This is a genomic window from Mycobacterium sp. ITM-2016-00317 (genome assembly GCF_002968295.1).
Classification (GTDB): Bacteria; Actinomycetota; Actinomycetes; order Mycobacteriales; family Mycobacteriaceae; genus Mycobacterium.
On record NZ_CP134399.1, the window covers coordinates 5253907 to 5277981 of the forward strand.

The 24075-nt window shown below is 69.5% G+C and carries 25 protein-coding genes; 11 read left to right on the plus strand and 14 right to left on the minus strand.

Annotated elements, in window-relative coordinates:
• Positions 1-56: 56 nt before the first annotated feature.
• Positions 57-533, plus strand: a complete 477-nt coding sequence (locus tag C6A87_RS25130) for a hypothetical protein (protein WP_311114732.1) — start codon at positions 57-59, stop codon at positions 531-533.
• Here the strand turns inward: C6A87_RS25130 and hsaB are convergent.
• The 4 genes from hsaB to hsaA are packed head-to-tail and all read right to left on the minus strand — an operon-like array spanning position 530 to position 4095.
• Positions 530-1141: a 3-hydroxy-9,10-secoandrosta-1,3,5(10)-triene-9,17-dione monooxygenase reductase subunit gene (hsaB, locus tag C6A87_RS25135; RefSeq protein ID WP_311114733.1), complete on the minus strand. Its 612-nt coding sequence runs from the start codon at positions 1139-1141 to the stop codon at positions 530-532. The two genes, C6A87_RS25130 and hsaB, sit on opposite strands and share 4 nt — an antisense overlap.
• Positions 1113-2015, minus strand: coding sequence for an iron-dependent extradiol dioxygenase HsaC (gene hsaC, locus C6A87_RS25140; protein ID WP_311114734.1), 903 nt, complete (start codon positions 2013-2015; stop codon positions 1113-1115). The genes hsaB and hsaC overlap by 29 nt, the downstream gene beginning before the upstream one ends.
• Positions 2012-2911 carry a 4,5:9,10-diseco-3-hydroxy-5,9,17-trioxoandrosta-1(10),2-diene-4-oate hydrolase gene (gene hsaD / locus C6A87_RS25145; protein ID WP_311114735.1) on the minus strand — a complete coding sequence of 300 codons (900 nt, stop codon included), beginning with the start codon at positions 2909-2911 and terminating at the stop codon, positions 2012-2014. The genes hsaC and hsaD overlap by 4 nt, the downstream gene beginning before the upstream one ends.
• Positions 2911-4095: a 3-hydroxy-9,10-secoandrosta-1,3,5(10)-triene-9,17-dione monooxygenase oxygenase subunit gene (gene hsaA / locus C6A87_RS25150; RefSeq protein ID WP_003930645.1), complete on the minus strand. Its 1185-nt coding sequence runs from the start codon at positions 4093-4095 to the stop codon at positions 2911-2913. Before hsaA ends, hsaD begins: the two co-directional genes overlap by 1 nt.
• Before the next feature lie 161 nt (positions 4096-4256).
• Here hsaA and C6A87_RS25155 point away from each other — a divergent pair, with 161 nt between their 5' ends.
• Both C6A87_RS25155 and C6A87_RS25160 read left to right on the plus strand, forming a co-directional pair.
• Positions 4257-5327, plus strand: coding sequence for a ferredoxin--NADP reductase (locus C6A87_RS25155; protein WP_311114736.1), 1071 nt, complete (start codon positions 4257-4259; stop codon positions 5325-5327).
• Between the two features lie 22 nt (positions 5328-5349).
• Positions 5350-5937, plus strand: a complete 588-nt coding sequence (locus tag C6A87_RS25160) for a hypothetical protein (protein WP_311114737.1) — start codon at positions 5350-5352, stop codon at positions 5935-5937.
• Positions 5938-5941: 4 nt separating this feature from the next.
• Here C6A87_RS25160 and C6A87_RS25165 read toward each other — a convergent pair whose 3' ends face one another.
• Both C6A87_RS25165 and C6A87_RS25170 read right to left on the minus strand, forming a co-directional pair.
• Complete coding sequence (locus C6A87_RS25165; protein ID WP_311114738.1) at positions 5942-6496, minus strand: DUF6973 domain-containing protein; 555 nt, start codon at positions 6494-6496, stop codon at positions 5942-5944.
• Positions 6493-8631, minus strand: coding sequence for an acyl-CoA dehydrogenase (locus tag C6A87_RS25170; RefSeq protein ID WP_311114739.1), 2139 nt, complete (start codon positions 8629-8631; stop codon positions 6493-6495). Before C6A87_RS25170 ends, C6A87_RS25165 begins: the two co-directional genes overlap by 4 nt.
• 286 nt (positions 8632-8917) lie before the next feature.
• Between C6A87_RS25170 and kstR the strand changes: the two genes are divergently transcribed.
• Both kstR and otsB read left to right on the plus strand, forming a co-directional pair.
• On the plus strand, positions 8918-9532 hold the full coding sequence (gene kstR, locus C6A87_RS25175; protein ID WP_311118074.1) for a cholesterol catabolism transcriptional regulator KstR: 615 nt from the start codon (positions 8918-8920) through the stop codon (positions 9530-9532).
• Between the two features lie 3 nt (positions 9533-9535).
• Positions 9536-10300 (plus strand): trehalose-phosphatase, encoded by a 765-nt coding sequence (gene otsB, locus C6A87_RS25180; RefSeq protein WP_311114740.1) that lies wholly within the window; start codon positions 9536-9538, stop codon positions 10298-10300.
• Here the strand turns inward: otsB and C6A87_RS25185 are convergent.
• The 4 genes from C6A87_RS25185 to C6A87_RS25200 are packed head-to-tail and all read right to left on the minus strand — an operon-like array spanning position 10283 to position 14040.
• Entirely contained in the window at positions 10283-11383 is a 1101-nt protein-coding gene (locus tag C6A87_RS25185; protein ID WP_311114741.1) for a LacI family DNA-binding transcriptional regulator, read from the minus strand. The two genes, otsB and C6A87_RS25185, sit on opposite strands and share 18 nt — an antisense overlap.
• Positions 11384-11394: 11 nt before the next feature.
• Complete coding sequence (locus C6A87_RS25190) at positions 11395-12267, minus strand: metal ABC transporter permease (protein WP_311114742.1); 873 nt, start codon at positions 12265-12267, stop codon at positions 11395-11397.
• Positions 12264-13049, minus strand: coding sequence for an ABC transporter ATP-binding protein (locus C6A87_RS25195; protein WP_311114743.1), 786 nt, complete (start codon positions 13047-13049; stop codon positions 12264-12266). The genes C6A87_RS25190 and C6A87_RS25195 overlap by 4 nt, the downstream gene beginning before the upstream one ends.
• A complete protein-coding gene (locus C6A87_RS25200) occupies positions 13036-14040 on the minus strand; it encodes a metal ABC transporter solute-binding protein, Zn/Mn family (protein WP_311114744.1) in 1005 nt (334 codons plus the stop codon). The genes C6A87_RS25195 and C6A87_RS25200 overlap by 14 nt, the downstream gene beginning before the upstream one ends.
• 103 nt (positions 14041-14143) lie before the next feature.
• On the opposite strand from C6A87_RS25200, the gene C6A87_RS25205 reads away from it, so the two are divergent.
• From C6A87_RS25205 to C6A87_RS25220, 4 genes are all read left to right on the plus strand, one after another.
• Positions 14144-14908 carry a 5-oxoprolinase subunit PxpA gene (locus C6A87_RS25205; RefSeq protein WP_311114745.1) on the plus strand — a complete coding sequence of 255 codons (765 nt, stop codon included), beginning with the start codon at positions 14144-14146 and terminating at the stop codon, positions 14906-14908.
• Positions 14909-15015: 107 nt separating this feature from the next.
• Positions 15016-16218 (plus strand): MFS transporter, encoded by a 1203-nt coding sequence (locus C6A87_RS25210; RefSeq protein ID WP_311114746.1) that lies wholly within the window; start codon positions 15016-15018, stop codon positions 16216-16218.
• Positions 16219-16227: 9 nt separating this feature from the next.
• Positions 16228-17136, plus strand: coding sequence for an MBL fold metallo-hydrolase (locus C6A87_RS25215; RefSeq protein ID WP_311114747.1), 909 nt, complete (start codon positions 16228-16230; stop codon positions 17134-17136).
• Positions 17127-18368 carry an SLC13 family permease gene (locus C6A87_RS25220; protein ID WP_311114748.1) on the plus strand — a complete coding sequence of 414 codons (1242 nt, stop codon included), beginning with the start codon at positions 17127-17129 and terminating at the stop codon, positions 18366-18368. Before C6A87_RS25215 ends, C6A87_RS25220 begins: the two co-directional genes overlap by 10 nt.
• Here C6A87_RS25220 and rlmB read toward each other — a convergent pair.
• From rlmB to carD, 4 genes are read right to left on the minus strand one after another with little or no spacing between them, the layout of a single operon-like run.
• On the minus strand, positions 18365-19309 hold the full coding sequence (rlmB, locus tag C6A87_RS25225; RefSeq protein ID WP_311114749.1) for a 23S rRNA (guanosine(2251)-2'-O)-methyltransferase RlmB: 945 nt from the start codon (positions 19307-19309) through the stop codon (positions 18365-18367). The two genes, C6A87_RS25220 and rlmB, sit on opposite strands and share 4 nt — an antisense overlap.
• A complete protein-coding gene (cysS, locus tag C6A87_RS25230; RefSeq protein WP_311118075.1) occupies positions 19309-20700 on the minus strand; it encodes a cysteine--tRNA ligase in 1392 nt (463 codons plus the stop codon). Before cysS ends, rlmB begins: the two co-directional genes overlap by 1 nt.
• Before the next feature lie 47 nt (positions 20701-20747).
• Entirely contained in the window at positions 20748-21254 is a 507-nt protein-coding gene (ispF, locus tag C6A87_RS25235; RefSeq protein WP_396837120.1) for a 2-C-methyl-D-erythritol 2,4-cyclodiphosphate synthase, read from the minus strand.
• Positions 21255-21281: 27 nt separating this feature from the next.
• Positions 21282-21770, minus strand: a complete 489-nt coding sequence (gene carD, locus C6A87_RS25240) for an RNA polymerase-binding transcription factor CarD (RefSeq protein ID WP_003930663.1) — start codon at positions 21768-21770, stop codon at positions 21282-21284.
• A gap of 260 nt (positions 21771-22030) precedes the next feature.
• Here carD and C6A87_RS25245 point away from each other — a divergent pair, with 260 nt between their 5' ends.
• Together C6A87_RS25245 and radA are read left to right on the plus strand one after the other, a co-directional pair.
• Complete coding sequence (locus C6A87_RS25245; protein ID WP_311114751.1) at positions 22031-22615, plus strand: hypothetical protein; 585 nt, start codon at positions 22031-22033, stop codon at positions 22613-22615.
• 62 nt (positions 22616-22677) lie between these two features.
• Positions 22678-24066, plus strand: a complete 1389-nt coding sequence (radA, locus tag C6A87_RS25250) for a DNA repair protein RadA (protein ID WP_311114752.1) — start codon at positions 22678-22680, stop codon at positions 24064-24066.
• Positions 24067-24075 lie beyond the last annotated feature (9 nt).

Below are 24075 nucleotides of genomic sequence, written 5' to 3' on the forward strand. Positions count from 1 at the left end.
GCCCTTCCACCCTACGATAGATACAGTACTGTTCTGTATCTATCGGGAGGTCGCTGATGCGCTCACATGCCGGACCCGTCGAGCGCGTCGACGCCGACAGCGCCCTGCTGGCGTGCAGCACCCTGCCGCGGATCGACCATGTCGACGCCCACCTTCTTCGCACCGACCGCAGCCCGTCGTGGACACCCGAACAATGGACGCGCGAAATCCTCGAGCACCCGCCGGCGGCCGTACGTCTGCGCCTGCGCGCCGGGTGGACCGCACTCGGGATAGCGCTGCACCACGGCCGACCTGACACCGTCGCCGGCTGGCCGATCACCGACAACACCGCGGAATACCTTCGGCTGCAGAGCGATTCACGGATCGGCCTGCACGGCCAGCTGATCACTCGGGTCTGCGACCGGGGCGTCACCTTCGCGACAGTCGTCGCACTGGACAACCCCGTCGCCCGAATGGTCTGGGCGAAGGTGCTGCCCGGCCACCTGACCACCGTGCGGTCGCTGGTGGAAGGTGCGGCTCGACGGACGGACTAGAGCCAGGTGTCGTCGGTGGTCGCGGTCAGGAACGCCTCGAGATCGTTGCGCCAGTCGGCCGGCGTGGTCTTGTCGGGCTCGATACCCGTGTACTGCCCTTGATAGAACAGCAGCGGCCGAGGCTTCTTCCGGGCCGAACTCTCCGACAGTGAATGCACTGCGCCGAACACCACGAAGTGGTCGCCACCGTCGTGCACCGAATGCACGGAGCAGTCGAGGTGGGCCAGCGCGCCGTCGATCGCGGGCGATCCGAGATTCGAAGGCGTCCAGTCGATCCCCGCGAACTTGTCCGGTTCACGCGAGCCGAACCGCGCCGACACGTCCTTCTGATCCTCGTGCAGGATGTTGACACAGAAGTTGCCGCTGGCCTCGATCGCCGTCCACGAGCGCGACTGCTTCGTCGGACAGAACAGCACCAGCGGGGGGTCCAGCGACAACGCCGCGAACGACTGACAGGCGAATCCCACGGGCAGGCCGTCGTGCACCGTGGTGATCACCGTGATCCCGGTACAGAACTGGCCCAGCACATTCCGGAAGGTGCGGGCATCGATCTGAGGCTCGGACACGGTCACTTGCTCGTCAGTCCCGGAAACCCACACTGAAGTCATGGCCCCACAACGAGACCGCGGTGCTCTCCCGTGCCACCCAATCAGAGTCGTCGACTTCGAGCCCCTCGCAACCGAACTCGATGTCGAATCCACCCGGGGTCTTCATGTAGAAGGACAACATCTTGTCGTTGACGTGGCGACCCAGCGTCGCCGACATCTTGACCTTGCGGCGCAGCGCGCGGTCCAGGCACAGGCCGACGTCGTCGGAGTTCTCCACCTCGACCATCAGATGCACGATGCCGCTGGGGGTCTCGCCCGGCATGAACGCGAGGCTGTGGTGCCGCGGGTTCACCCCGAGGAAGCGCAGCCACGCAGGTGCGCCGTCGGCGGGCCTGCCGACGAGCTGCGGCGGGAGCTTCATCGAGTCACGCAGGTAGAAGCCGAGAACGTCGCGGTAGAAGTGCAGGGTCTCGGCGTCGTCGCGCGTGGTCAGCACCACGTGTCCTAGTCCCTGCTCCTCGGTGACGAACTTGTGGCCGTACGGGCTGACCACCCGGCGGTGCTCCAGCGCGACACCGTGGAACACCTCGAGCGTGTTGCCCGACGGGTCGTCGAAGACGATCATCCCGTCGACGCGCCGCTCCGCCAGCTCGGCGGAGGTGGCCTCCTTGTAGGGCGTGCCCACGCCCTCCAGTCGCGTCCGGATGTCTTGCAGCTCAGCGGCGTTCGCGGTCTCCCAGCCCGAGACCAGCAGTCGGTCGTGCTCGCCCGGCACGATCACCAGGCGGGCCGGGAACTCGTCCATCCGCAGGTAGAGCGCGCCTTCGGTGGGTCCTGACCCCTCGACCATGCCGAGGACCTTCAGCCCGTATTCGCGCCAGGCCGCGACGTCGGTGGTCTCGATGCGCAGGTAACCCAGGGACTTGATCGTCATGAGGCGCCTCCCAAGAAGTCGATGGTCAGCTTGTTGAACTCGTCGAATTTCTCCAGCTGGGCCCAATGGCCGCACTGTCCGAACACGTGCAACTGCACCCGCGGAATCTGCTTCAGCGCCACCAGCGCCCCGTCGAGTGGGTTGACACGATCCTCGCGACCCCAGATCAGCAGTACCCGCTGACGCAGCTTGTACACGTCGCGCCACATCATGCCCAGCTCGAAATCGGCGCCGGCGAACGACTTGCCCATCGCCCTGGTGGCCGCCAGCGACTCCGGCGTGCTGGCGATCTGGAAGCGCTCCTCGACCAACTCTGGGGTGATCAGGCTCTGATCCCAGACCATGATGCGCAGAAACTTCTCGATGTTCTCCCGCGTGGGGTCGGCGGCGAACTTGCCGAGCAGTTTGACGCCCTCGGTCGGGTCCGGCGCGAACAGGTTCACGCTCAGCCCGCCCGGGCCCATCAGCACCAGGCGCCCGGCCCGCTTCGGGTTGTCCAGCGCGAACCGCACCGCGGTGCCGCCGCCGAGCGAATTACCCACCAACGCAGCCCGTTCGATGCCGAGATGGTCGAACAGGTTCAGCAACGCGTTGGCGCTGTAGCGGTTGTACTGCTCGTGCTCGGTGTGCTTGTCGGAGAGCCCGTAGCCGGGCTGATCGACGGCCAGCACATGGAAGTGCTTGGCCAGCACCGCGATGTTCTTGGAGAAGTTCGACCAGCTGGAGGCGCCGGGACCGCCGCCGTGCAGCAGCACCACCGTCTCGGAATGACCGACCCCGGCCTCGTGGTAATGCAGACGCATGTCCTGGCCTTTGCCACTGACATCGGCGAACCGCGAGGTCGACTCGAACGTGATCTCCTGCTGCTGGGCCGCTTCGGCTGCGAAAGACGTCATCAAACCATCGTGTCCTGGGGCGGCAGACCGAACGCGTCGTTACCGAAGATCAGGTACGCGCGCTCGGGCTCGTTGGCCGCATGGACCCGGCCCGCGTGCGCATCCCGCCAGAACCGCTGGACGGGCTGGTCCAGGCCGAGCGCGGTCGCACCCGATGCCTCGAACAGCAGGTCGATGGACGCGATGGCGCGCGCGGTGGCACGGACCTGGTCCCGACGGGCGCAGGCACGCAGCGAGAACGGGATCTCCTGGCCGGCCTGCAGCAGCTGGTACTCGTCGCGCACGTTGCCGATCAGCTGCCGCCAGCCGGCGTCGATGTCGCTGGCCGCCTCGGCGATCCGGATCTTGGCGAACGGATCCTCCTTGGACTTCTCGCCGGCGAACGCCGCGCGCACCCGCTTGCCCTGATGCTCGACATGCGCCTCGTAGGCGCCGTAGGCCATGCCCATGATCGGCGCACTGATGGTGGTGGGGTGCATTGTGCCCCAAGGCATCTTGTAGACCGGCGCGGTGTTGTTCTGATATCCGCCCGCGGTGCCGTCGTTCATGGCCTTGTAGGACAGGAACCGGTGCCGCGGCACGAACACATCCTTGACCACGACGGTGTTGCTGCCGGTGGCCTTCAGTCCCACCACGTTCCACACGTCGTCGATCTGGTAGTCGGTGCGCGGGATCAGGAAGCTGCCGAAGTCCACCGGCTTGCCGTCCTTGATCACCGGGCCGCCCAGGAACGCCCAGGTTGCATGGTCACATCCGGACGACCACTGCCAGGCGCCGCTGACCAGGTAACCGCCGTCGACCACGGTGCCCGCGCCCATCGGCGCATACGACGACGACACGCGCACCGTCGGGTCGTTGCCCCAGACGTCGTCCTGGGCCTGCTGGTCGAACAGCGCCAGATGCCAGTTGTGCACGCCGATGATCGACGCCACCCACCCGGTGGAACCGCAGGCGCTGGCGATGCGCCGCACGGCTTCGTAAAAGAGGGTCGGATCGCACTGCAGGCCGCCCCACTGCTGCGGCTGCAGCAGTTTGAAGAAACCCACCTCGTCCAGTTCGGCGACGGTCTCGTCGGGCAGACGGCGCAACTCTTCGGCGGCGAGCGAACGCTTGGCGATCCGCGGCAGCAGGTCGTCGATGCCGGCGAGAACCGACTGCGCGTCGCGCTGTTCAATGGACGTCACTGGTGTGCCTCCCGAGGCGTGCGAAAGTAACTACAAGAGATTAGAACACGTTACGATTTGTGTCGAGTAGCGGTGGCCTGTGGCCACTGGACCTGCGGACATGCATTTCTGTAACCTGTTCTAGTTATGACCTACCCCGGCGTGAAGAGAGGGCTCATCTTGTGACGGACGTAGTCGCCGACCAACCGCTGGGCGCCCACGTGCTCGAACTGGAGATCGTGAAGGTCATCGAGGAGACCGCCGACGCTCGCTCGCTCGTGTTCGGATCCCCGGCCGACGCGCCCGTTCCGCCGGAGAAGCTGCGATACGCACCAGGACAGTTCCTCACCCTGCGGGTGCCCAGCGACCGCACCGGCTCGGTCGCGCGCTGCTATTCGCTGTGCAGCTCACCGTTCACCGGCGACCCGCTGACCGTCACGGTCAAGCGGACCGCCGAGGGATACGCGTCGAACTGGTTGTGCGACAACGCCCACGCCGGGATGCGGATCCACGTGCTCGCCCCGTCGGGCACCTTCGTCCCCAAGACACTGGACACCGACTTCCTGCTGCTGGCCGCAGGCAGCGGCGTGACCCCGATGCTGGCGATCCTGAAGTCGGCGCTGTCCGAGGGCACCGGCAAGGTGACGCTGCTCTACGCCAACCGCGACGAGAACTCGGTGATCTTCGCCGAGGTCCTTCGCGACCTCGCCGCCAAATACCCGGACCGGCTCACCACGATCCACTGGCTGGAATCGGTGCAGGGGCTGCCGACCGTGTCCGCGCTGGCCGAGCTGTTCGCCCCGTACGGGTCCCGCGAGGCGTTCATCTGCGGGCCCGGCCCGTTCATGGCCGCCGCCGACGAGGCGCTCAAGACCGCGGGCCTGCCCGCCGAGCGCATCCACATCGAGGTGTTCAAGTCGCTGGAGTCCGATCCGTTCGCAGCGGTAACGCTGGCTTCAGATGACAGCGACGAAGGCCCCGCGACCGCGATCGTCACGCTCGACGGGCAGACCCACGAGGTGTCCTGGCCGCGCCGCGCCAAACTGCTCGACGTGCTGCTGGACAAAGGGCTCGACGCGCCCTTCTCGTGCCGGGAGGGCCACTGCGGTGCGTGCGCGGTGGTCAAGAAGTCCGGCGATACCGAGATGGAGATCAACGACGTGCTCGAGCAGCAGGATCTCGACGAGGGGCTGATCCTGGCCTGCCAGGCACATCCGATGTCGGATTCGGTCGAAGTCACCTATGACGAGTAGCGGGGGGATTACCTTCATCACGATGAAACGGCTCGCAACGGCAAGTGCGGTCGCGCTGGCCCCGATGTTGATGGCGGCACTCGCCGGCGCCCCCGCAGCCACGGCCGCGTCCAACACCGCGGTGTCCTCGATCAACGTCGACCCCGCCACGCAGATCCAGATGCACGTCACCGCGAACTGCGACGCGGCACAGAACAGGTGCTTCTACAACACCTCCGCGAACCTGCTGACCCCGAGCGGCCCGACCGGGTTCCCGCAGGACACCTGGGCCCGCCAGACGGTGACCCTGCGCAGCGACTCCCAGGACATCTGGCAGGAGGCCTCGTACAGCGCGCCGTCGGGCACCCCACGCGAATCCAAGGGCGCCAACCACGACAACGTGCTGTCCAGGATGCTGAAATCGCTGCGCGACGTCGAGGTTTCGGTGACCTACTTCGGCGGCGGCCCGATCCCACGGTTCACCACCGACGGTGACTCCGTGCCGACCTCGTGGACCACCGGCCTGCCCGCCAAGGGGTCGCAGTTCATCGTGTGCTCGCAGATCCAGGTGGTCTACGAAGGGGTCAACCTCACCACCCCGAGCGCCTGCGCGCAGACGACCTTCGAGTAGCCGCCTAGCGCGGCCCGCTCCACTCCAGACGCGCGCCGTCCGCCGCGACGACGACCAGGTCGCCGCCGAGCACCGCCCGATGCACCAGGTCGGCGAGTTCCTCGGCCGACGCGTCGGGGTGGGCCAGCGCGATGCCGCGGCCGACCTCGTTGTTGAAGAGGTCCATGGCCATGCTCGTCGGGCGGTTGCCGGCCCTGCCCTCGTGCGCGGCCGTGAACGTCGCCGTCCAGTCAGCGCCGAACCGCCGCGTCAACAGCGCGCTGGCGTACGCGTGCCGGAACGCATCGGTCTGGTTGTCGGTCTCGACGCCACCGGGCGGCGGGAACCGGGCCACGGCCTCGGCCGTCGCCCGGATCTTGACGGCGTGGACGTCGGACATGCGCGCCGGCTCGGCCAGCAGCATCTCGATCTCGGTGCGGGTCAACTCCACCGGAGCGATCTCACCGGCTTTCCGCCCGGTCACCACCGCGGCATCGAAAACCGATGTACCACCGGGATCTTCGGGGACCCGATAGGTCTGCAGGATCTCGGCGAGCCGACACGCGCGCTGCTCGCTCACCGCGGCAGGCCCAGCAGCCTCTCCCCCGCGACGGTCAGCAGGATCTGCTCGGTGCCGCCGGCGATCGTCAGGCAGCGGGTGTTGAGGAAGTCATGCACCTGCTGGTTGAGCACCGCGCCGCCGCCCTCGGACAGATCCATCCGGAACTCGGCGAGGGCCTGCCGGTAGCGCACACCGATGAGCTTGCGTGCGCTGGCCTGCGGGCCGGGGTCCTGGCCCTCGACGGCGAGCTGGGCGATCCGCTGGTCCAGCAACGAGCCGACCTGCGCGGTGACGATCAACTGACCGAGCTGATCCTGTTGGGCGCCATCGACTTCCAGCCGGGCGATGACCGCCAGCAGCTCCTCCATCGGGTTGCCCAGCGCGGTGCCCTGGGCCATCGCCACCCGTTCGTTGGCCAGCGTGGTGCGCGCCAGCCGCCATCCGTCGTTGACCTGCCCGACCACCATCTCGTCCGGGACGAAGACGTCGTCGAAGAACACCTCGTTGAACAGCTCGTCACCGGTGATCTCGCGCAGCGGGCGGATCACGATGCCCGGGCTCTTCATGTCGATCAGGAAGTAGGTGATGCCTTTGTGTTTCGGCGCGTCGGGGTCCGTTCTGGCCAGGCACACGCCCCAGTGCGCCTTCTGCGCGGCCGAGGTCCACACCTTCTGACCGGTGAGCTTCCAGCCGGGCCCCGATTCGCCGTCGACGCGGACGGCCTTGGTGCGCAACGCCGCCAGGTCCGAGCCGGCGCCGGGCTCGCTGAACAACTGGCACCACGTCAGCTCACCGCGCAACGTCGGCGGGACGAACTGCTCGACCTGTTCCGCGCTGCCGTGCTCCAGGATCGTCGGCACCGCCCACCACCCGATCACCAGATCCGGACGCACGACGCCCGCGGCGGCCAGCTCCTGGTCGATGAGCAACTGTTCGGCCGGACCGGCGGCGCGGCCGTGCGGTCGCGGCCAGTGCGGTGCCAGCAGGCCGGTCTCGGCGAGCGCGACCTGGCGCTCACCCTCCGGCGCGGCCGCCACTTCGGCCACCGCGGAAGCGATCTCGGGCCGCAGGTCGGCGACCGAGTCCAGGTCGATGTTGAGGTCCCTGCGCACGCCCTGCTGTGTCAGCGCGGCCACCCGGCGCAACCACCGCGACCGGCCGCCCAGGAACTGGCCGATGCCGTAGGCCCTGCGCAGGTACAGGTGCGCGTCGTGCTCCCACGTGATGCCGATGCCGCCGAGCACCTGGATGCAGTCCTTGGCGTTGGCCTTGGCCGCGTCGATGGCGACCGACGCGGCCAGAGCGGCCGCGATCGAGAGTTGATCGGCGTCCGCCTCCTCGGCGGCCCGTGCGGCATCCGCGGCAGCCACCGCCACCTGCTCCGAGCGCAGCAGCATCTCCGCGCACATGTGCTTGATCGCCTGGAAGCTGCCGATCGGCTTGCCGAACTGCTCGCGTACCTTCGCGTACTCGGTGGCGGTGCGCAGCAGCCAGCGCGCCAGCCCGGCGGCCTCCGCGGCCATCAGCGTGGCCGCCAGGTCGACGACCCACTGGGCGGGGACGTCCAGCGCCTCGGCCGGCGCACCGTCGAGCACGACGCGGGCCAGCGGGCGGGAGAAGTCGGTGGCCTCGAGCGTCTCGACGGTCACCCCGTCGGCGGCGCCGTCGACCAGCACCCACGTGTCGCCCGCGGGCAGCAGCAGCACCGCGGACCGGTCCGCGCCCAGCACGTGGGGCGCACTGCCCGAGACCCGGCCGTCGGCGTAGTCCAGGTCCGCGCTCAGCGTCAGCGCCGCGGTGCGCTGACCGGTGGCCAGCGCCTCCAGCAGCTCGGCCTGCGCTCCGGGCAGCACCAAGGTGGCCAGCGCGGTGGTCACCACCGGACCGGGCACCAGCGCCGCGGCCGCCTCGTCGATCATGGCTGCCAGATCCGATACCGTGCCGTCGGCTCCGCCGTGCTCCTCGGGGAGCGCGACACCGAAGATCCCTAGTTCGGCCAGGCCGGCGTACGGCGCGCGCCAGGCATCGGCGTCACCCTGCTCGACCTCCCGTGCCGCCTCGACCGCGCGCGACGCCGCGGCCCAGGTCCGGACCAGTTCACGGGCGGCGGACTGGTCGTCGGTGGTGGGAGCGGATGTTGAAGCCGACACCATGTCTCCTAGCGTTTGGGTGAGAAGACGATGCTTCTCACTAGAACGTGTTCTAATAGTGACAGCGTTCGACCGTCAAGTCGACCGCCCTCGGAGCGGGGCACCGGCGTGTGCCCGCCGCATGGACAAGAGAAATACGGGACCGGGATGCGTATCGTTTTCACCGGGAACGCATCACGAAGGAGCCATTCACCGGATGTCGGGGTCGTCGGATTTCGCCGCTGATAAGCCGCAGACGCCTGCCCGCACCACCTCGGGCACGGGGTCGGACTCCAAGCCCCGCCAGGTCATGAACGTCGCGGTGCTCGCCGAATCCGAGCTCGGCTCCGAGGCACAGCGCGAACGGCGCAAGCGCATTCTCGACGCCACCCTCGCGATCGCGTCCAAGGGCGGGTACGAGGCGGTACAGATGCGCGCGGTGGCCGAACGCGCCGACGTCGCGGTCGGCACCCTGTACCGGTACTTCCCGTCGAAGGTGCACCTGCTGGTCTCGGCGCTGGGCCGTGAGTTCGAGCGCATCGACGCCAAGACCGACCGGTCCGCGTTTCCGGCCGGCGCCACCGCCTACCAGCGGCTCAACATCATGGTCGGCAAGCTGAACCGGGCCATGCAGCGCAACCCGCTGCTGACCGAGGCGATGACGCGCGCGTTCGTGTTCGCCGACGCGTCCGCCGCCGGTGAGGTCGATCACGTCGGCAAGCTGATGGACTCGATGTTCGCCCGGGCGATGAGCGACGGCGAACCGACCGAGGACCAGTACCACATCGCGCGGGTGATCTCCGACGTCTGGCTGTCCAACCTGCTGGCCTGGCTGACCCGCCGCGCGTCGGCCACCGACGTCAGCAAGCGGCTCGATCTGGCCGTGCGGCTCCTGATCGGCGACGGCGACCAGCCTAAGATCTGACGGGTGAGCGCCGACCTCCCGTCCGAACTGCAGGCTGCGCTGACCGCCGCGGCCGACACCCCACGACTTCTGGTCACCTCTGACTTCGACGGCACGCTGGCGCCGATCGTCAACAACCCGGCCGATGCACGCCCACTGCCCGACGCCGCGGAAGGGCTGCTTCAACTTTCCGAATTGCCCTCTACCACAACGGCATTGATCTCCGGCCGGGCGCTCGAGACGCTCCGGGCGCTGTCGTCGATGCCGGCGTCCGTACACCTGGTGGGCAGCCACGGCGCCGAGTTCGCCGGTGGCTTCGCCCATGACATCGACCACGATCTGCTCGGGCGCATCACCGAGCGGCTGCGCGAGATCGCCTCGGGCCGAACAGGTGTGACGGTCGAGACGAAACCCGCCAGCGTCGCACTGCACGTACGCAACGCGTCCCCGGCCGACGGGGAGGCCGCCCTGGCTGCCGCGTGGGAGGCGTCCCCGCAGTGGAACGCGCACGTGACCAGCGGCAAGGCGGTACTGGAGTTCGCCGTCGTGTCCACCGACAAGGGCGAGGCGGTCGACATCCTGCGCGCCGAGCACGATGCGACGGCCGTGGTGTTCTTCGGCGACGACGTCACCGACGAGAAGGCGTTCGCCCGGTTGCGCAACTCCGACGTCGGGGTCAAGGTCGGGCCGGGCGAGACGGCCGCGGCCTACCGGGTGGACTCGCCGGACGACGTCGCCACCGCGCTGCAGTTCCTGCTCAGCCGACGACGGTCACGCCGGGGGTCCTGACGTACGTCCCCGCACCACCTCGGTCGGCAGCACCTCGATCACGGGCAGTCCCGAGCGCGCCGGGTTGTGCAGGATTTCCCCTGCCCGCCTTCCTTTTTCCACACCCGGCTGCACCACGGTGGTCAGGCCGCGGCGCCTGGCCTCCGGCACCCCGTCGAAACCGGTGACCGTCATCTGCCCCGGCACGTAGACCCCCCGTGCGCGGAGGTGGTCCATCGCCGAGAGCGCCAGCACGTCCGCGGTGCACATCAGCGCGGTGATCCGGGGATTGGCCTCCAGCGCGACGTCGGCGCCCATACCGCCCGACGACGGCAGATGTTCGTAGCTCTCCACGACGGTCAGCGACTGCGGGTCGAGGCCGGCCGCTTCCATCGCGTCGCGCACCCCGCGGATCCGTTCACCCTGCACCTGGAAGTGCGGGGTCCGCAATCGCTCCGGGTCGGCCAGCGCCGGAGAGACGCCGCCGTGCGGCCAGTCCCGGCCCAGTCGCATCGTCAGCAGCCCGATCTCGCGGTGGCCGAGGCCGATGACGTGCTCGGCGAGCCGACGCATCGCCGCCCGGTCGTCGATGCCCACGCGCGATGCCCCGGGTACGTCCCGCGGCTGGTCGACCACCACGAGAGGGAGATGACGTCCGGCCACCACCGGCAGATACGGGTCGTCGTCCGAGGCCGAGTACACCACGAAGCCGTCCACCCCGGCGGCCAGCACCGCCGCCGATCCCTCGGCGAGGCTGCGGTTCGGACCCACCGCGACCAGGAGCAGGCCCTGCCCCACCGCCTCACACGACTCGGCAAGCCCGGCAACGAAATCCAGTGCCGCGGGATCGCTGAACGAATAGTTCAGCGGTTCGGTGATCACCAGGCCGACGGCTCCGGCCTTGCGGGTGCGCAGCGAGCGGGCGACCGGGTCCGGGCCCGGATACCCCAGCCGCTTGGCGGTCGTGAGCACCCGCTCGCGCAGTTCGGGCGACAACTGGTCGGGCCGGTTGTAGGCGTTGGACACGGTGGTGCGCGACACCTTGAGCTCGGCGGCCAGTGAGGCCAACGTGGCACGCCGCCTCGGCGCCGGACTCCTGGACATGCTCCCCGACGTTAGTGGATGGCGGGCGCCGCAGGCCTGCGACTCGGGCGCGGCGCGCGGAGACCGGCCCACACCAGCAACCAGACCGCGCACGCGATCGAGACGATCACGAAGCTCGGCGGCAGATTGAACATCGCCGAGAGCACCAGTCCCACCCACACCGACACCAGTCCGATCACCGCGGACACCGCCATCGCCACGACCGGGCGGGCAGTCAGCATCAGCGCGGTCGCGGCGGGGGTGACCACCAGGGCGAACAACAGCAGTGTCCCCACGGCCTGCACCGCCATCGTCACCGTCAGCCCGAGCAGCACCATGAACGTGATCGACAGCCCACGCACCGGAACACCCTTGGCCTCGGCGACCTTGCTGTTGACCGAGGTGAACAGCAGCGGCCGGAAGATGAACGCGATGCCCGCGGCGGTCAACACCAGCAGCCCCAGGAAGGACAGCAACTGCTCGCCGGTGATCGCCAGCAGGTTGCCGAAAAGCACGTTGGTCAGCGTCGAGGAGTTTCGGGTCGCCAGCGAGTTGAAGAACAACCCCAGCCCGGTGGCGAACGCCAGCACGGTGCCGGTCGCGACCTCCCGGTCGGCGGCCCGCTTGCCCAGCGCGCCGATCACCAGCGCCCCGCCCACGCAGAACACGCCGAGCCCGACCGCCACCGGCAGGCCCAACAGCACGGCACCCGTGGCGCCGGGCAGGCCGATGTGCGCGAGCGCGTGCGCGGCGAACGCGATATGGCGCACCACGATGAAATAGCCCATGAGCCCGGCCGCCAGGGCCACGATGGTGCCGCCCAGCCAGGCGTTGCGCATGAACGACGAGCCGAGGATGTGCAGCCAGTTGTCCTGATAGCCGAGGGCCACCACGGTCTGGGTCATCCGCCGCTCCGCATGTAGAGCTGGCCCTGCAGGGTGTGGGCCACCTGGATCGTGGTTCCGTACATGTGGGTGAGCAGGTCGGAGTCGACGACGCGGTCCAGTGCCGCGTGGTGGGCGTGCCCGTCGAGCAGATAGATCGCGCTGTCCAGGACCGCCAGCAGCGGGTTGAGGTCGTGCGTCACCACCAGCACCGTCACCCCCAGCTCCTGCTTGAGCCGGTTCAGCACCGCGACGATCTCGTGCTGGTTGCGCAGGTCCAGCGAGGCCAGCGGCTCGTCGAGGATCAGCATCCGCGGCCGCGACACCAGTGCGGCGGCCAGCGCGATCCGCTGGCGCTGCCCGCCGGACAGGTCCGAGAGCCTGCGGTCGGCGATCTCACGCCCGTCCACCCAGCCGAGCGCCTCGTCGACGCGCTGACGGTCGGCGGCGCTGGTGCGGCTGAAACCCCACCGGCGCCCCGTCAGACCGAGCAGCACCGCGTCCCGGGCGCGGATGGCCTCGTTCGCGTTCGCGTCGTAGTTCTGTGGGACGTAACCGATCTCGTCATTGGCGCTGCCGGGCCGGTGACCGTATACCCGGACCTCGCCCGCGGTGGGCGGGAGCAGTCCGAGGATCACCTGCAGCAGCGTGGTCTTACCCGAACCGTTGGGTCCGATCACGGCGACGAATCTGCCCGCCTCGACCCGGAACGTCGAGTCGCTCCAGATCATCCGCCCGTCGCGCTCGACGCTGACGTCGTCGAACGCCAGCGCCGGTACCGCGGCCGGTTCAGGTGCGGACACCGAGGGCCTCGGCCAGGGCATCCAGTTGCGCCACCTGCCAATCCTGGAACGAACCGGCCCCGTCGGGCAACGTCTCGGTCACCTCCACCACCGCGACACCGGCCCGCTCGGCTGCCGAGCGCAGCTGCTGGGGCACCGAACCCTCGGTCTGGATGTTGTAGATCAGCACGTCGACGCCGCGGTCGGCGAGCAGCCGCAGGAACGCGTCCAGATCGGCTGGCGACGGTTCGCTCTCGTTGGCCGCGGCGGCGCGGTAGCCGGCCGGGGTGCGGTCCACCAGCCCGACCGCGGTGGCCATGTCTTCGAACACGCTCTCGCTGGCGCCGTAGGTCTTGCCCGCGGCACCGGTCCGGATCGCCGCGATCGCGTCGCGGTAGGGCTTCATCGACTCCTCGAACGCGGCGCGCCGATCGGCGAAGTAGCCGGCGGCGTCCGGGGCGAGGTCGCTCAGCGTCGCGGTGACCGCCTCGGCGACCTCGGTCACCACTGCCGGGCTGTACCAGACGTGGGGGTTCTCGCCTGCGCTGTGGTCGTGACCCGCGTGGTCATGGCCCACGTGGTCATGGCTGTGGTCCCCATGGTCCTCGCTGTGGCCGCCGCCGATCTCGACCGCGTCGATCACCCGCGCATCGGCCGCCGAGGTCGCGGCGAGCTTGACCGCCCACTCGTCGTAGTGCCCGCCGTTGACGACCACCAGTTGCGCGCCCTCGAAGGCCACCGCGTCGGAGGGTGCGGGTTCGTAGTCGTGCGGGTCGACCGACGAACCGGCCAGCACCGTCGTCACGTCGGCGCACGCTCCGCCGAGCTGGGACACGATGTCACCCCACTGGTCGACGCTGACGACGACGTCGACCGCCGACGCCGGGCAGTCCGGCGCCCCGGCCCCCGACGGGGCGGCGGTGTCCGCACCGCCACAGGCGGACAGGGACAGCGGCAGGCAGACGGCGAGCGTCGCGGTGAGCGCGCGCAGACGACGGGACGAACCAAGCACGTCGCAACGATAACCGTTTTCAATAACGTCCGCACACCGCCGTGGCGGCCGTCACTTCCCCGTCACCGCCGGTGTCCGGATTCCGGGCACTAGGCTCGGCCCCATGACCACGGTCTCGGTCGACCTCAACGCCGACCTCGGTGAGGGTTTCGGGGTCTGGACGCTCGGCGACGACGACGCGATGCTGGAGATCGTCACCTCGGCCAACGTCGCCTGCGGTTTCCACGCGGGTGATCCGGCGACGCTGTCGAAGGTGTGCCGCGCGGCCGCCGACCGCGGCGTGCGGATCGGCGCCCAGGTCAGCTACCGCGACCTGGCCGGCTTCGGCAGACGCTTCATCGACGCCAGCGCCGAGGACCTGACCGCCGACGTGATGTACCAGATCGGCGCCCTGTCCGCGCTCGCCGCCGCAGCCGGTACCTCGGTGTCATATGTGAAACCCCATGGTGCGCTGTACAACTCGATCGTCACGAATCGGGTACAGGCGCAGGCGGTGGCCGAAGCGGTACACGCCGTCGACCCCGCGCTTCCCGTGCTCGGCCTGGCCGGCTCGGTGTTCTTCGCTGCCGCCGACCGGCTGGGACTGCGCACCGTGCCCGAGGCGTTCGCCGACCGCGCCTACCGGCCCGACGGACAGCTGGTGTCCCGGCGCGAGCGCAACGCGGTGCTGCACGACGTCGACGAGATCGCCGCGCGCGTGATCTCGATGGTCACCGCCGGACGGGTCACCGCGGTGGACGGTTCGACGATCCCGGTCACCGTCGAATCGGTGTGCGTGCACGGCGACTCCCCCGGCGCCGTGCAGATCGCCACCGCGGTGCGTGAACGGCTGCTCGGCGACGGCGTGGCGCTGGCTCCGTTCACCTGAGCCAGCCGGGGAATATCCGGCGCCCCGCCGGGTTGAAGGTGATCAGGCCCCACGTACCCTCGACGGGCTCTACGCATGTCGAATCAGCCGGTCGGAGGTGAAGCGCGTTGGTCGCGTTCGAGCCGTCTGTCGGAGACGCCCAGCGATGGGCGTACCCACTGCTGCTGGTGCTCAGCGGTGTCGCACTCGGGGTCTCCGGGATGCCCGCGCCGCTGTACGGCATCTACGAGACCAACTGGCACCTCTCGCCGCTGGCCACCACGGTGGTCTTCGCGGTGTACGCCATCGCCGCACTGGCCGCCGTGCTCGTGTCCGGCCGGATCTCCGACGTGGTGGGGCGGAAACCGGTGCTCGTCGCCGCGCTGATCGCACTGCTGGTCGGCCTCGGCGTGTTCCTGGTCGCCGACAGCATGGCCATGCTGCTGCTGGCCCGCACCATCCACGGCGCGGCAGTGGGTTCGATCGTCGTCGCGGGCGCGGCCGCCCTGCTGGACCTGCGGCCCGATCACGGCGTGCGCGCCGGCCAGCTCAGCGGCGTCAGCTTCAACATCGGGATGACCGTGGCCATCCTCGGTTCGGCGCTGCTCGCCCAGTACGCGCCGCACCCGCTGCGCACCCCGTACGCGGTCGTCGCCGTCCTCTGCCTGATCGTCGGCGTCGGTCTGCTGGCGCTGCGCGAAACCCACACCACCCGCGCCAGTGGCCCCATCCGCATGGCCAAACCCTCTGTGCCTCAGGAAATCCGCGGCGACTTCTGGTTCTCCGCGCTCGGCGCGATGGCCTCCTGGTCGGTGCTGGGTGTGCTGCTGTCGCTGTACCCGTCGCTGGCGGCGCGCCAGACCCACATCGACAACCTGGTCTTCGGCGGGGCCGTGGTCGGCACCACCGCGTTCGCCGCCGCGCTCGCGCAGCTGGCGGCCACCCGCATCCCGGCGCGGTATTCCGCGATCATCGGCGACGCGGGAATGGCCGTCGCTCTGCTGCTGACGATCCCGGTGCTGCTGACCCACCAGTGGCAGCTGGTCTTCGTCGCGGCCGCACTCCTCGGCGCGACATTCGGGTTGGGGTTCGGCGGCTCACTGCGCCACCTGTCCGACGTCGTGCCCGCGGGCAGGCGGGGCGAGACGATGTCGGCGTTCTACCTGCTGGCCTACTCGGCCATGGCCGTGCCGACCCTGATCGCGGGCTGGGCGGCCACCCGATGGGATCTGGCCGCGGTGTTCCCGTGGTTCGCCGGCGCGGTGGCGGCGGCCTGCCTGGGCGCCGCGCTGGCCGGACTGCGCAGCATCAGGGCCACCCGCACCGCTTAGGGTGTCGTCATGCGCCTGAAGGCCGGGCGGCCTGACCTGCAGGCCTACGCCGGGTATTTCGACCTGCCGACCCCGCCACCGTCGTCACCGCTGACGGTGACCTGGGCCGGGGTGGCCACGCTGTTGATCGACGACGGCCGGTCCGCGGTCATGACCGACGGATTCTTCACGCGGCCAAACCTTCTCACGGTCGCCGCGCGGCCGCTGAAACCGTCACCGTCCCGGATCCGGGACGGGCTGACCCGACTGGGCGTGACGCACCTGGACGCCGTCACCCCGGTGCACACCCACTACGACCACGCGATGGACTCGGCGCTGGTCGCCGACCTGACCGGCGCCCGGTTGATCGGCGGCACCTCCGCGGCCCACCTCGGCCACGGCCTGGACCGCGTCGAGGTCGTCACCCCGGGTGCACCGAGCACGGCGGGCAACTTCGACCTCACGCTCGTCGAGGGCGACCACTGCCCGCCGGACCGCTTCCCGGGCACCATCACCGCACCGATCACCCCGCCGGCCCGGGTCTCGGCTTACCGCTGCGGGGAGGCCTGGTCGACGCTCGTGCACCACCGGCCGTCCGGCATCGGCATCCTCATCGTCGGCAGCGCCGGATTCCGGCCGGGCGCGCTGAGCGGCCACCGCGCCGACGTGGCGTACCTCGGCGTCGGGCAGCTCGGGCTGCAGCCGGAGAGTTACCTCGTCGAGTACTGGACGCAGACCGTCCGCACCGTCGGCGCCCGCCAGGTGGTGCTGATCCACTGGGACGACTTCTTCCGGCCGCTGCACAAGCCGCTGCGGGCCCTGCCGTTCGCCGCCGACGACCTCGACCGGTCGATGCGCGTGCTGTCCCGGCTGGCCGCCGAGGACGGTGTCGGACTGCACCTGCCCACGCTGTGGCGGCCGGCCGCCCCATGGAACTGACAGTCTCCGTCGTCGCGCTGGCCGCGGTGCTCGGTTTCGCGCTGCTGCGCCCGCACCGGTGGCCCGAGGCCGTCGTCGCGGTGCCTGCCGCGGGCGCCGTCATCGCCGTCGGCGCCCTGTCCTGGGATGAGGCCGTCGCCGAGGTCGGCCGGCTCGCCCCGGTGGTGGGGTTCCTGGCCGCGGTGCTCGTGCTGGCCCGGATGTGTGACGACCTAGGGTTGTTCCACGCCGCCGGCGTGCTGATGGCCCGGGCCACCTCCGGCGGCCAGAACCGGTTGCTGGCCTCGGTTTTCGGGATCGCCGCCGGCGTCACCGCGGTGCTGAGCCTGGACGCCACCGTCGTATTGCTGACCCCTGTCGTGCTGGCCACCGCACGCACGCTCGCAGTCCCGGCGCGGCCACACGCGTACGCCACCGCACACCTGGCCAACACCGCCTCGCTGCTGCTGCCGGTGTCGAACCTGACCAACCTGCTGGCCTTCAGCGCTGCCGGGCTGTCGTTCCTGCATTTCGCCGCGGCCATGTCGCTGCCCTGGATAGCGGCAATACTGGTCGAATTCCTGTTGCTGCGTTGGGTTTTCGCGAAGGATCTGGCGATCCCGCCGCAACGCGAGGTGTCCACCGAACCGATCGAGGTACCTGCCTTCGCGCTGGTGGTGGTGGGCCTGACGCTGGCCGGGTTCGCCGTCACCTCCCTGCTGGGCCTGTCGCCGGCATGGGCGGCACTGGCCGGAGCGCTGGTGCTGGGCGCGCGGGCGCTGGGTACCGGCCGCACCACGGTCACCGCGATCGCCAAGGCGGTCGACGTGCCGTTCCTGGCCTTCGTGCTGTGCCTCGGCGTCGTGGTCGACGCGGCGATGCGCAGCGGACTGGAACCTGCCATGCACCGGCTGATCCCCGACGGTCAGGGCCTGTGGGCACTGCTGGCGATCGCCGCGGTCGCGGCCGTGCTGTCCAACCTGGTCAACAACCTGCCCGCGGTGCTGGTGCTGCTGCCGCTGGTGAGCGCAGCCGGCCCCGCCCCGGTGCTGGCGGTGCTGATCGGGGTGAACATCGGGCCCAACCTGACGTACGTCGGGTCCCTGGCGAACCTGTTGTGGCGCAGCGTCGTCCGGCGGGACATGAAAGCCGGGTTCGGGGAGTTCAGCCGGGTGGGCCTGTGCACCACCCCGCTCGTGCTGGTCGCGGCGGTGCTGGGGCTGTGGACCTGGATCCAGCTGGTGGGGCTCTAGTTCAGGCGGCGCTGCCGGGCGATCTCGGCGAGCACGACCCCGGCTGCCACCGAGGCGTTCAGCGACTCGGTGGGGCCCGCCATCGGGATGGACACGATGCGATCGCAGTTCTCCCGCACCAGGCGCGACAGGCCCTTGCCCTCCGAACCGACCACGACGATCGTCGGACTCAACCCGTCGATCTCGTCGATCGTGGTGTCACCGTCGGCGTCGAGTCCGACGACCTGCAGTCCCGCGTCGGCGTACTGCTTCAGCGTGCGGTTGAGGTTGGTCGCCCGCGCCACCGGCGTCCTGGCTGCCGCACCCGCGCTGGTCCGCCATGCGACCGCGGTGACAGATGCCGACCTGCGCTGTGGCAGCACGACGCCATGGCCGCCGAATGCGGAGACCGAACGGACGATCGCACCGAGGTTGCGCGGATCGGAGATGTTGTCGAGTGCGACCAGAAGTGCCGGCGCCGCATCGGATTTCGCGTCGCGAAGCAGATCGTCGGGGTGCGCGTAGCTGTAGGGCGGCACCTGCAGTGCGATGCCCTGATGCAGGCCGTTGGCCGCGATCCGGTCCAGATCGTGGCGGGGCACCTCCAGGATCGAGATGCCTCTGTCGGCGGCCATCTGCACCGACTCGGTGAGACGCTCGTCGGAGTCGGTGCCCAGCGCCACGTACAGCGCCGTGGCGGGGACCCCGGCGCGCAGGCATTCCACCACCGGGTTACGCCCGAGGACGATCTCGGTGTCGTCCGTCTTCTTGTGCCTGCCCTGCGCCTGGCGCGCCGCCTTGGCGGCGCGCTTGCCCGCGGGGTGATGCGGCCGCTCATGCGCAGGCGGCGTCGCGCCGCGGCCTTCCAGACCGCGCCGCCGGACCCCGCCGGACCCGACCGTCGGCCCCTTCTTGGTTCCGGCCTTGCGCACCGCACCGCGACGCTGTGAATTACCCGCCATTACTTGTCCGTCCCGTCCAGAAGTGACCATTGGGGACCGTCGGCGGTGTCGGTCACCTCGATACCCGCCGCCTTGAGGCGGTCGCGGATGGCATCGGCCTCGGCCCAGTCCCGGCAGGCCCTGGCCTCCTCGCGGCGGCGCACCTCGGCCCGCACGAGCACGTCGACCGCCGCGAGCGCCGCCGAAGTCTCGTCGCGCGACTCCCAGCGCTCGTCGAGCGGATCGGCACCCAGGATGCCCATCATCGCCCGGATCGACATCGCGTGCGCCAGCGCGGTGTCGTGGTCACCCGCGTCCAGTGCCCGGTTGCCCTCGGCCCGCACGGCGTGCACCTCGGCCAGCGCCATCGGCACGGCGAGGTCGTCGTCGAGTGCGGCGCCGAACTTCGGAGTCCACTGACCGGGCACCACCGCACCCACCCGGTTGCGTACCCGGTGCAGGAAGTCCTCGATGCCGGTGTAGGCCTTCGCCGCGTCCTGCAGTGCCGTCTCGGAGAACTCCAGCATGGACCGGTAATGCGCACTACCCAGGTAGTAGCGCAGCTCTGCAGCCCGAACCCGTTGCAGCACAGCAGGTATCGCGAGCACGTTGCCCAGCGACTTGCTCATCTTCTCGCCGCCCATGGTGACCCAGCCGTTGTGCATCCAGAACCGGGCGAACCCGTCACCGGCCGCCTCGGCCTGGGCCATCTCGTTCTCGTGGTGCGGGAAGACCAGATCCATGCCGCCGGCATGGATGTCGAACTCGGGGCCGAGGTAGGTCTCGCACATCGCGACACACTCGGTGTGCCATCCCGGGCGTCCCCGTCCCCACGGCGTCGGCCACGACGGTTCTCCCGGCTTGGCGCCCTTCCACAGCGTGAAGTCGCGCTGGTCCCGCTTGCCGGTGGCCACACCCTCGCCCTGATGGACGTCGTCGATCCTGTGGCCGGACAGCTTGCCGTACTCGGACAGCGTCGAGACGTCGAAGTAGACGTCCCCACCCCCGGCGTAGGCATGCCCACGCTCGATGAGCCGCTCGATCAGCTCGACCATCTGCGTGATGTGCCCGGTCGCACGCGGCTCTGCCGACGGCGGCAGCACGCCCAGCGCGTCGTAGGCCGCGGTGAACGCCCGCTCATAGGTGGCCGCCCACTCCCACCACGGACGTCCCGCGTCGGCGGCCTTGTTCAGGATCTTGTCGTCGATGTCGGTGACGTTGCGGATGAACGCCACGTCGAAGCCCTTGGCGGTCAGCCAGCGCCGCAGCACGTCGAACGCGACGCCGCTGCGGACGTGCCCGATGTGGGGCAGACCCTGCACCGTCGCGCCGCACAGGTAGATGGACACGTGGCCGGGCCGCAGTGGCGCGAAATCGCGCACACCGCCAGACAAAGTGTCATAGAGCCGCATGACAGCTGCGGGGCTTTCGGTCACGACGGGCCAGCTTACCGGCCCGATCAGCCAGAACCCTCATCGCCGTTCACGGAGCGCTCGTCGGTAAGCACCAGGGCCGTCGCGATCGCGGCCAGTCCCTCGCCGCGCCCGGTCAGACCGAGACCGTCGGTCGTGGTCGCTGATACCGACACCGGGGCGCCGAGCAACTCGGACAGCACGGCCTGCGCCTCCGCGCGTCGTGGGCCGACCTTGGGCCGGTTCCCGATCACCTGCACGGCGGCATTACCCACCCGCAGACCGTTCGAGAGCAGCAGGGAATTCACGTGGCGCAGCATTTCGGCACCGCTGACGCCCCGCCATTGCGGCAGGCCGGTGCCGAACACCTCGCCGATGTCGCCCATGCCCGCTGCCGACAACAACGCGTCGCAGAGGGCATGGGCGGCCACGTCGCCGTCCGAGTGGCCGGCGCAGCCGTCTGCGTCATCGAACTGCAGACACAGCAACCAGCACGGACGACCGGCTTCGATGGGATGTACGTCGGTACCGAGCCCGACGCGGAAACCCGGCAGTGTCACAGCCGCATCGAGAAGTTGCGGCTACGACGCCGCAGCGAGAACTTCGTCCAGAATCGTCGAGGCCTTGGCGTCGTCGGTGTTCTCGGCGAGCGCGAGCTCACCCACCAGGATCTGCCGGGCCTTGGCCAACATGCGCTTCTCGCCGGCCGACAGCCCGCGCTCCTGATCACGACGCCACAGGTCGCGAACGACCTCGGCCACCTTGTTCACATCACCGGAGGCCAGCTTCTCGAGATTGGCCTTGTACCGCCGCGACCAGTTGGTCGGCTCTTCGGTATGCGGTGCCCGCAACACCTGGAAGACCTTGTCGAGGCCCTCCTGCCCGACGACATCGCGCACGCCCACGTACTCAGCGTTGTCTGCGGGAACGCGAACGGTGAGATCCCCTTGCGAGACCTTGAGGACGAGGTATTCCTTCTGCTCACCCTTGATGGTCCGGGTTTCGATCGCCTCGATCAACGCAGCACCGTGGTGTGGATAGACGACGGTGTCTCCGACCTTGAAAATCATCAGTTTCGAGCCCCTTTCACCCCTTGATCTTAACACGCACCGCCATCGGGCGCGGATCAACGATGCAGGTCAGGGGCACGGAAGGTATGTACTAGGGGTTGACACCACAACGAATCCATGCATCGCGGGGGGCCTTTCGGCGGTGTTCCCGGCCGCGTCCCGACCTCGGCTACCGCGCCGAATGATCACCTACTACTCTGCATAGTCGAACCACGGTGCCCGGCGGGAAACGTCTCCGCCGGCTAAGCAGGAGGCCCCCAGTGAACCCCTTCAATCGGCGCTCTTCTGTCCTCGCCGCGCTGGCGACTTGCGGCGTCGCCGCGTCCGTCGTGCTCAGCGGCTGCAGCGCCGGGCAGGTGTCCCAGACGGCGACCCAGGAGCCGGCGGTCAACGGCACCAGCGGCAACATCGGGAACATCGCGCTGCGCAACGTCCACCTGCGTGCCGAGCAAACAACCGACTACGTGCAGCCCGGCACCGAGGTCGAGTTGCTGTTCGTCGCGGCGAACAACTCCCCCGACGTCGCCGACAAGCTGGTGTCGATCACCTCCGACATCGGCGAGGTGACGCTGACCGGTGGCGGCGACCTCCCGGTGAACGGCTCCCTGTTGGTCGGCGCCCCTGACGGCCAGATCTCGGCGCTGGAGAGCGTCGAACCGACCGACGCCGCCGAGGCGAGCGTCGACCTCAGCAAGCCGATCACCAACGGGCTGACCTACGACTTCACGTTCACCTTCGAGAAAGCCGGTCAGACCACGGTCCCGGTGCCGATCTCGGCCGGCGAGACCCCGCGCCGCGAAGAGGCGGGCAGCTCGGCCGGCCACGGTGGCGGCGGCGGGCACTAGCCCGTCACGACACGTTCGCGCGCCGTCGGCGTTCTGTCGGTGCAGGCGGTTACGGTCAGCGCGTGGCCCGGACAAATTCGAAAGTACGTTCGCAATACCGTTGTTCCGAGTGCCATCACGTCACCCCCAAATGGGTGGGCCGATGCCCGGAATGCGGCACCTGGGGCACGGTCAACGAGGTGGCGCTCAGCGCGGTCGGCGGTTCTGCGTCCCGGCGTGCGGTAGCTCCGGCCTCCCCGGCCGTGCCGATCAGCTCGATCGACCCGGGCGCCACCCGGCATTTCCACACCGGAATCAGCGAACTCGACCGGGTGCTGGGCGGCGGCGTGGTCCCCGGCTCGGTGACCCTGCTCGCCGGCGACCCCGGGGTCGGCAAGTCGACCCTGCTGCTGGAGGTCGCCCATCGCTGGGCCTCGACCGGCCGCCGGGCGCTGTATCTGTCGGGTGAGGAGTCCGCCGGGCAGATCAGGTTGCGCGCCGAGCGCACCGGCTGCACCCACGACGAGGTCTACCTGGCCGCCGAGTCCGACCTGCAGACCGCGCTCGGCCACATCGACGTCGTGCAGCCCAGCCTCGTGGTCGTCGACTCCGTGCAGACGATGTCGACCACCGAGGCCGACGGCGTGACCGGCGGGGTCACCCAGGTCCGCGCCGTCACCACCGCGCTGACCATGACGGCCAAGACCACCGGGGTGGCCATGCTGCTCGTCGGGCACGTCACCAAGGACGGCGCAATCGCCGGTCCGCGCTCACTGGAACACCTGGTCGACGTCGTCCTGCACTTCGAGGGCGACCGCTCATCGGCGCTGCGGATGGTGCGTGGCGTCAAGAACCGGTTCGGCGCCGCCGACGAGGTTGGCTGTTTCCTGTTGCACGACAACGGGATCGAGTGCGTGTCCGACCCGTCCGGATTGTTCCTCGACCAGCGGCCCAAGCCGGTCTCGGGTACCGCGGTCACCGTCACCCTCGACGGCAAGCGCCCGATGATCGGCGAGGTGCAGGCGCTCATCGGCGCGCCGGCCAGCGGCAGCCCCCGCCGCGCCGTTAGCGGCATCGACTCCTCCCGCGCGGCGATGATCACCGCGGTGCTGGAGAAGCGCGCGCGGCTGCCGGTCGGCACGAACGACATCTACCTGTCCACCGTCGGCGGCATGCGGCTGACGGATTCGTCCTCGGACCTGGCCGTGGCCCTGTCCATCGCGTCGGCCTACACCGATCTGGCGCTGCCCACCACCGCGATCGCGATCGGCGAGGTCGGTCTGGCCGGGGATCTGCGCCGGGTCACCGGCATGGAACGCAGGCTGGCCGAGGCGGCCCGGCTCGGTTTCACCTGCGCAGTCGTCCCGTCCGGGGTGGCGTCGGCACCGCCCGGGCTGCAGGTGTTGTCGGCCGACAACATCACCTCGGCGTTGCAGGTGTTACGGCGGATCAGCCAGAATGGCGCGAACTGACAGCTCAGC

What these genes read in the sequence shown, in the direction of transcription:
- C6A87_RS25130 (WP_311114732.1), top strand. Translation starts at nt 57, where the DNA reads ATGCGCTCACATGCCGGACCCGTCGAGCGCGTCGACGCCGACAGCGCC.
- hsaB (WP_311114733.1), bottom strand. Translation starts at nt 1,141, where the DNA reads ATGACTTCAGTGTGGGTTTCCGGGACTGACGAGCAAGTGACCGTGTCC.
- hsaC (WP_311114734.1), bottom strand. Translation starts at nt 2,015, where the DNA reads ATGACGATCAAGTCCCTGGGTTACCTGCGCATCGAGACCACCGACGTC.
- hsaD (WP_311114735.1), bottom strand. Translation starts at nt 2,911, where the DNA reads ATGACGTCTTTCGCAGCCGAAGCGGCCCAGCAGCAGGAGATCACGTTC.
- C6A87_RS25160 (WP_311114737.1), top strand. Translation starts at nt 5,350, where the DNA reads ATGAAACGGCTCGCAACGGCAAGTGCGGTCGCGCTGGCCCCGATGTTG.
- C6A87_RS25170 (WP_311114739.1), bottom strand. Translation starts at nt 8,631, where the DNA reads ATGGTGTCGGCTTCAACATCCGCTCCCACCACCGACGACCAGTCCGCC.
- kstR (WP_311118074.1), top strand. Translation starts at nt 8,918, where the DNA reads ATGAACGTCGCGGTGCTCGCCGAATCCGAGCTCGGCTCCGAGGCACAG.
- C6A87_RS25185 (WP_311114741.1), bottom strand. Translation starts at nt 11,383, where the DNA reads ATGTCCAGGAGTCCGGCGCCGAGGCGGCGTGCCACGTTGGCCTCACTG.
- C6A87_RS25190 (WP_311114742.1), bottom strand. Translation starts at nt 12,267, where the DNA reads ATGACCCAGACCGTGGTGGCCCTCGGCTATCAGGACAACTGGCTGCAC.
- C6A87_RS25205 (WP_311114745.1), top strand. Translation starts at nt 14,144, where the DNA reads ATGACCACGGTCTCGGTCGACCTCAACGCCGACCTCGGTGAGGGTTTC.
- C6A87_RS25215 (WP_311114747.1), top strand. Translation starts at nt 16,228, where the DNA reads ATGCGCCTGAAGGCCGGGCGGCCTGACCTGCAGGCCTACGCCGGGTAT.
- C6A87_RS25220 (WP_311114748.1), top strand. Translation starts at nt 17,127, where the DNA reads ATGGAACTGACAGTCTCCGTCGTCGCGCTGGCCGCGGTGCTCGGTTTC.
- rlmB (WP_311114749.1), bottom strand. Translation starts at nt 19,309, where the DNA reads ATGGCGGGTAATTCACAGCGTCGCGGTGCGGTGCGCAAGGCCGGAACC.
- cysS (WP_311118075.1), bottom strand. Translation starts at nt 20,700, where the DNA reads ATGCGGCTCTATGACACTTTGTCTGGCGGTGTGCGCGATTTCGCGCCA.
- carD (WP_003930663.1), bottom strand. Translation starts at nt 21,770, where the DNA reads ATGATTTTCAAGGTCGGAGACACCGTCGTCTATCCACACCACGGTGCT.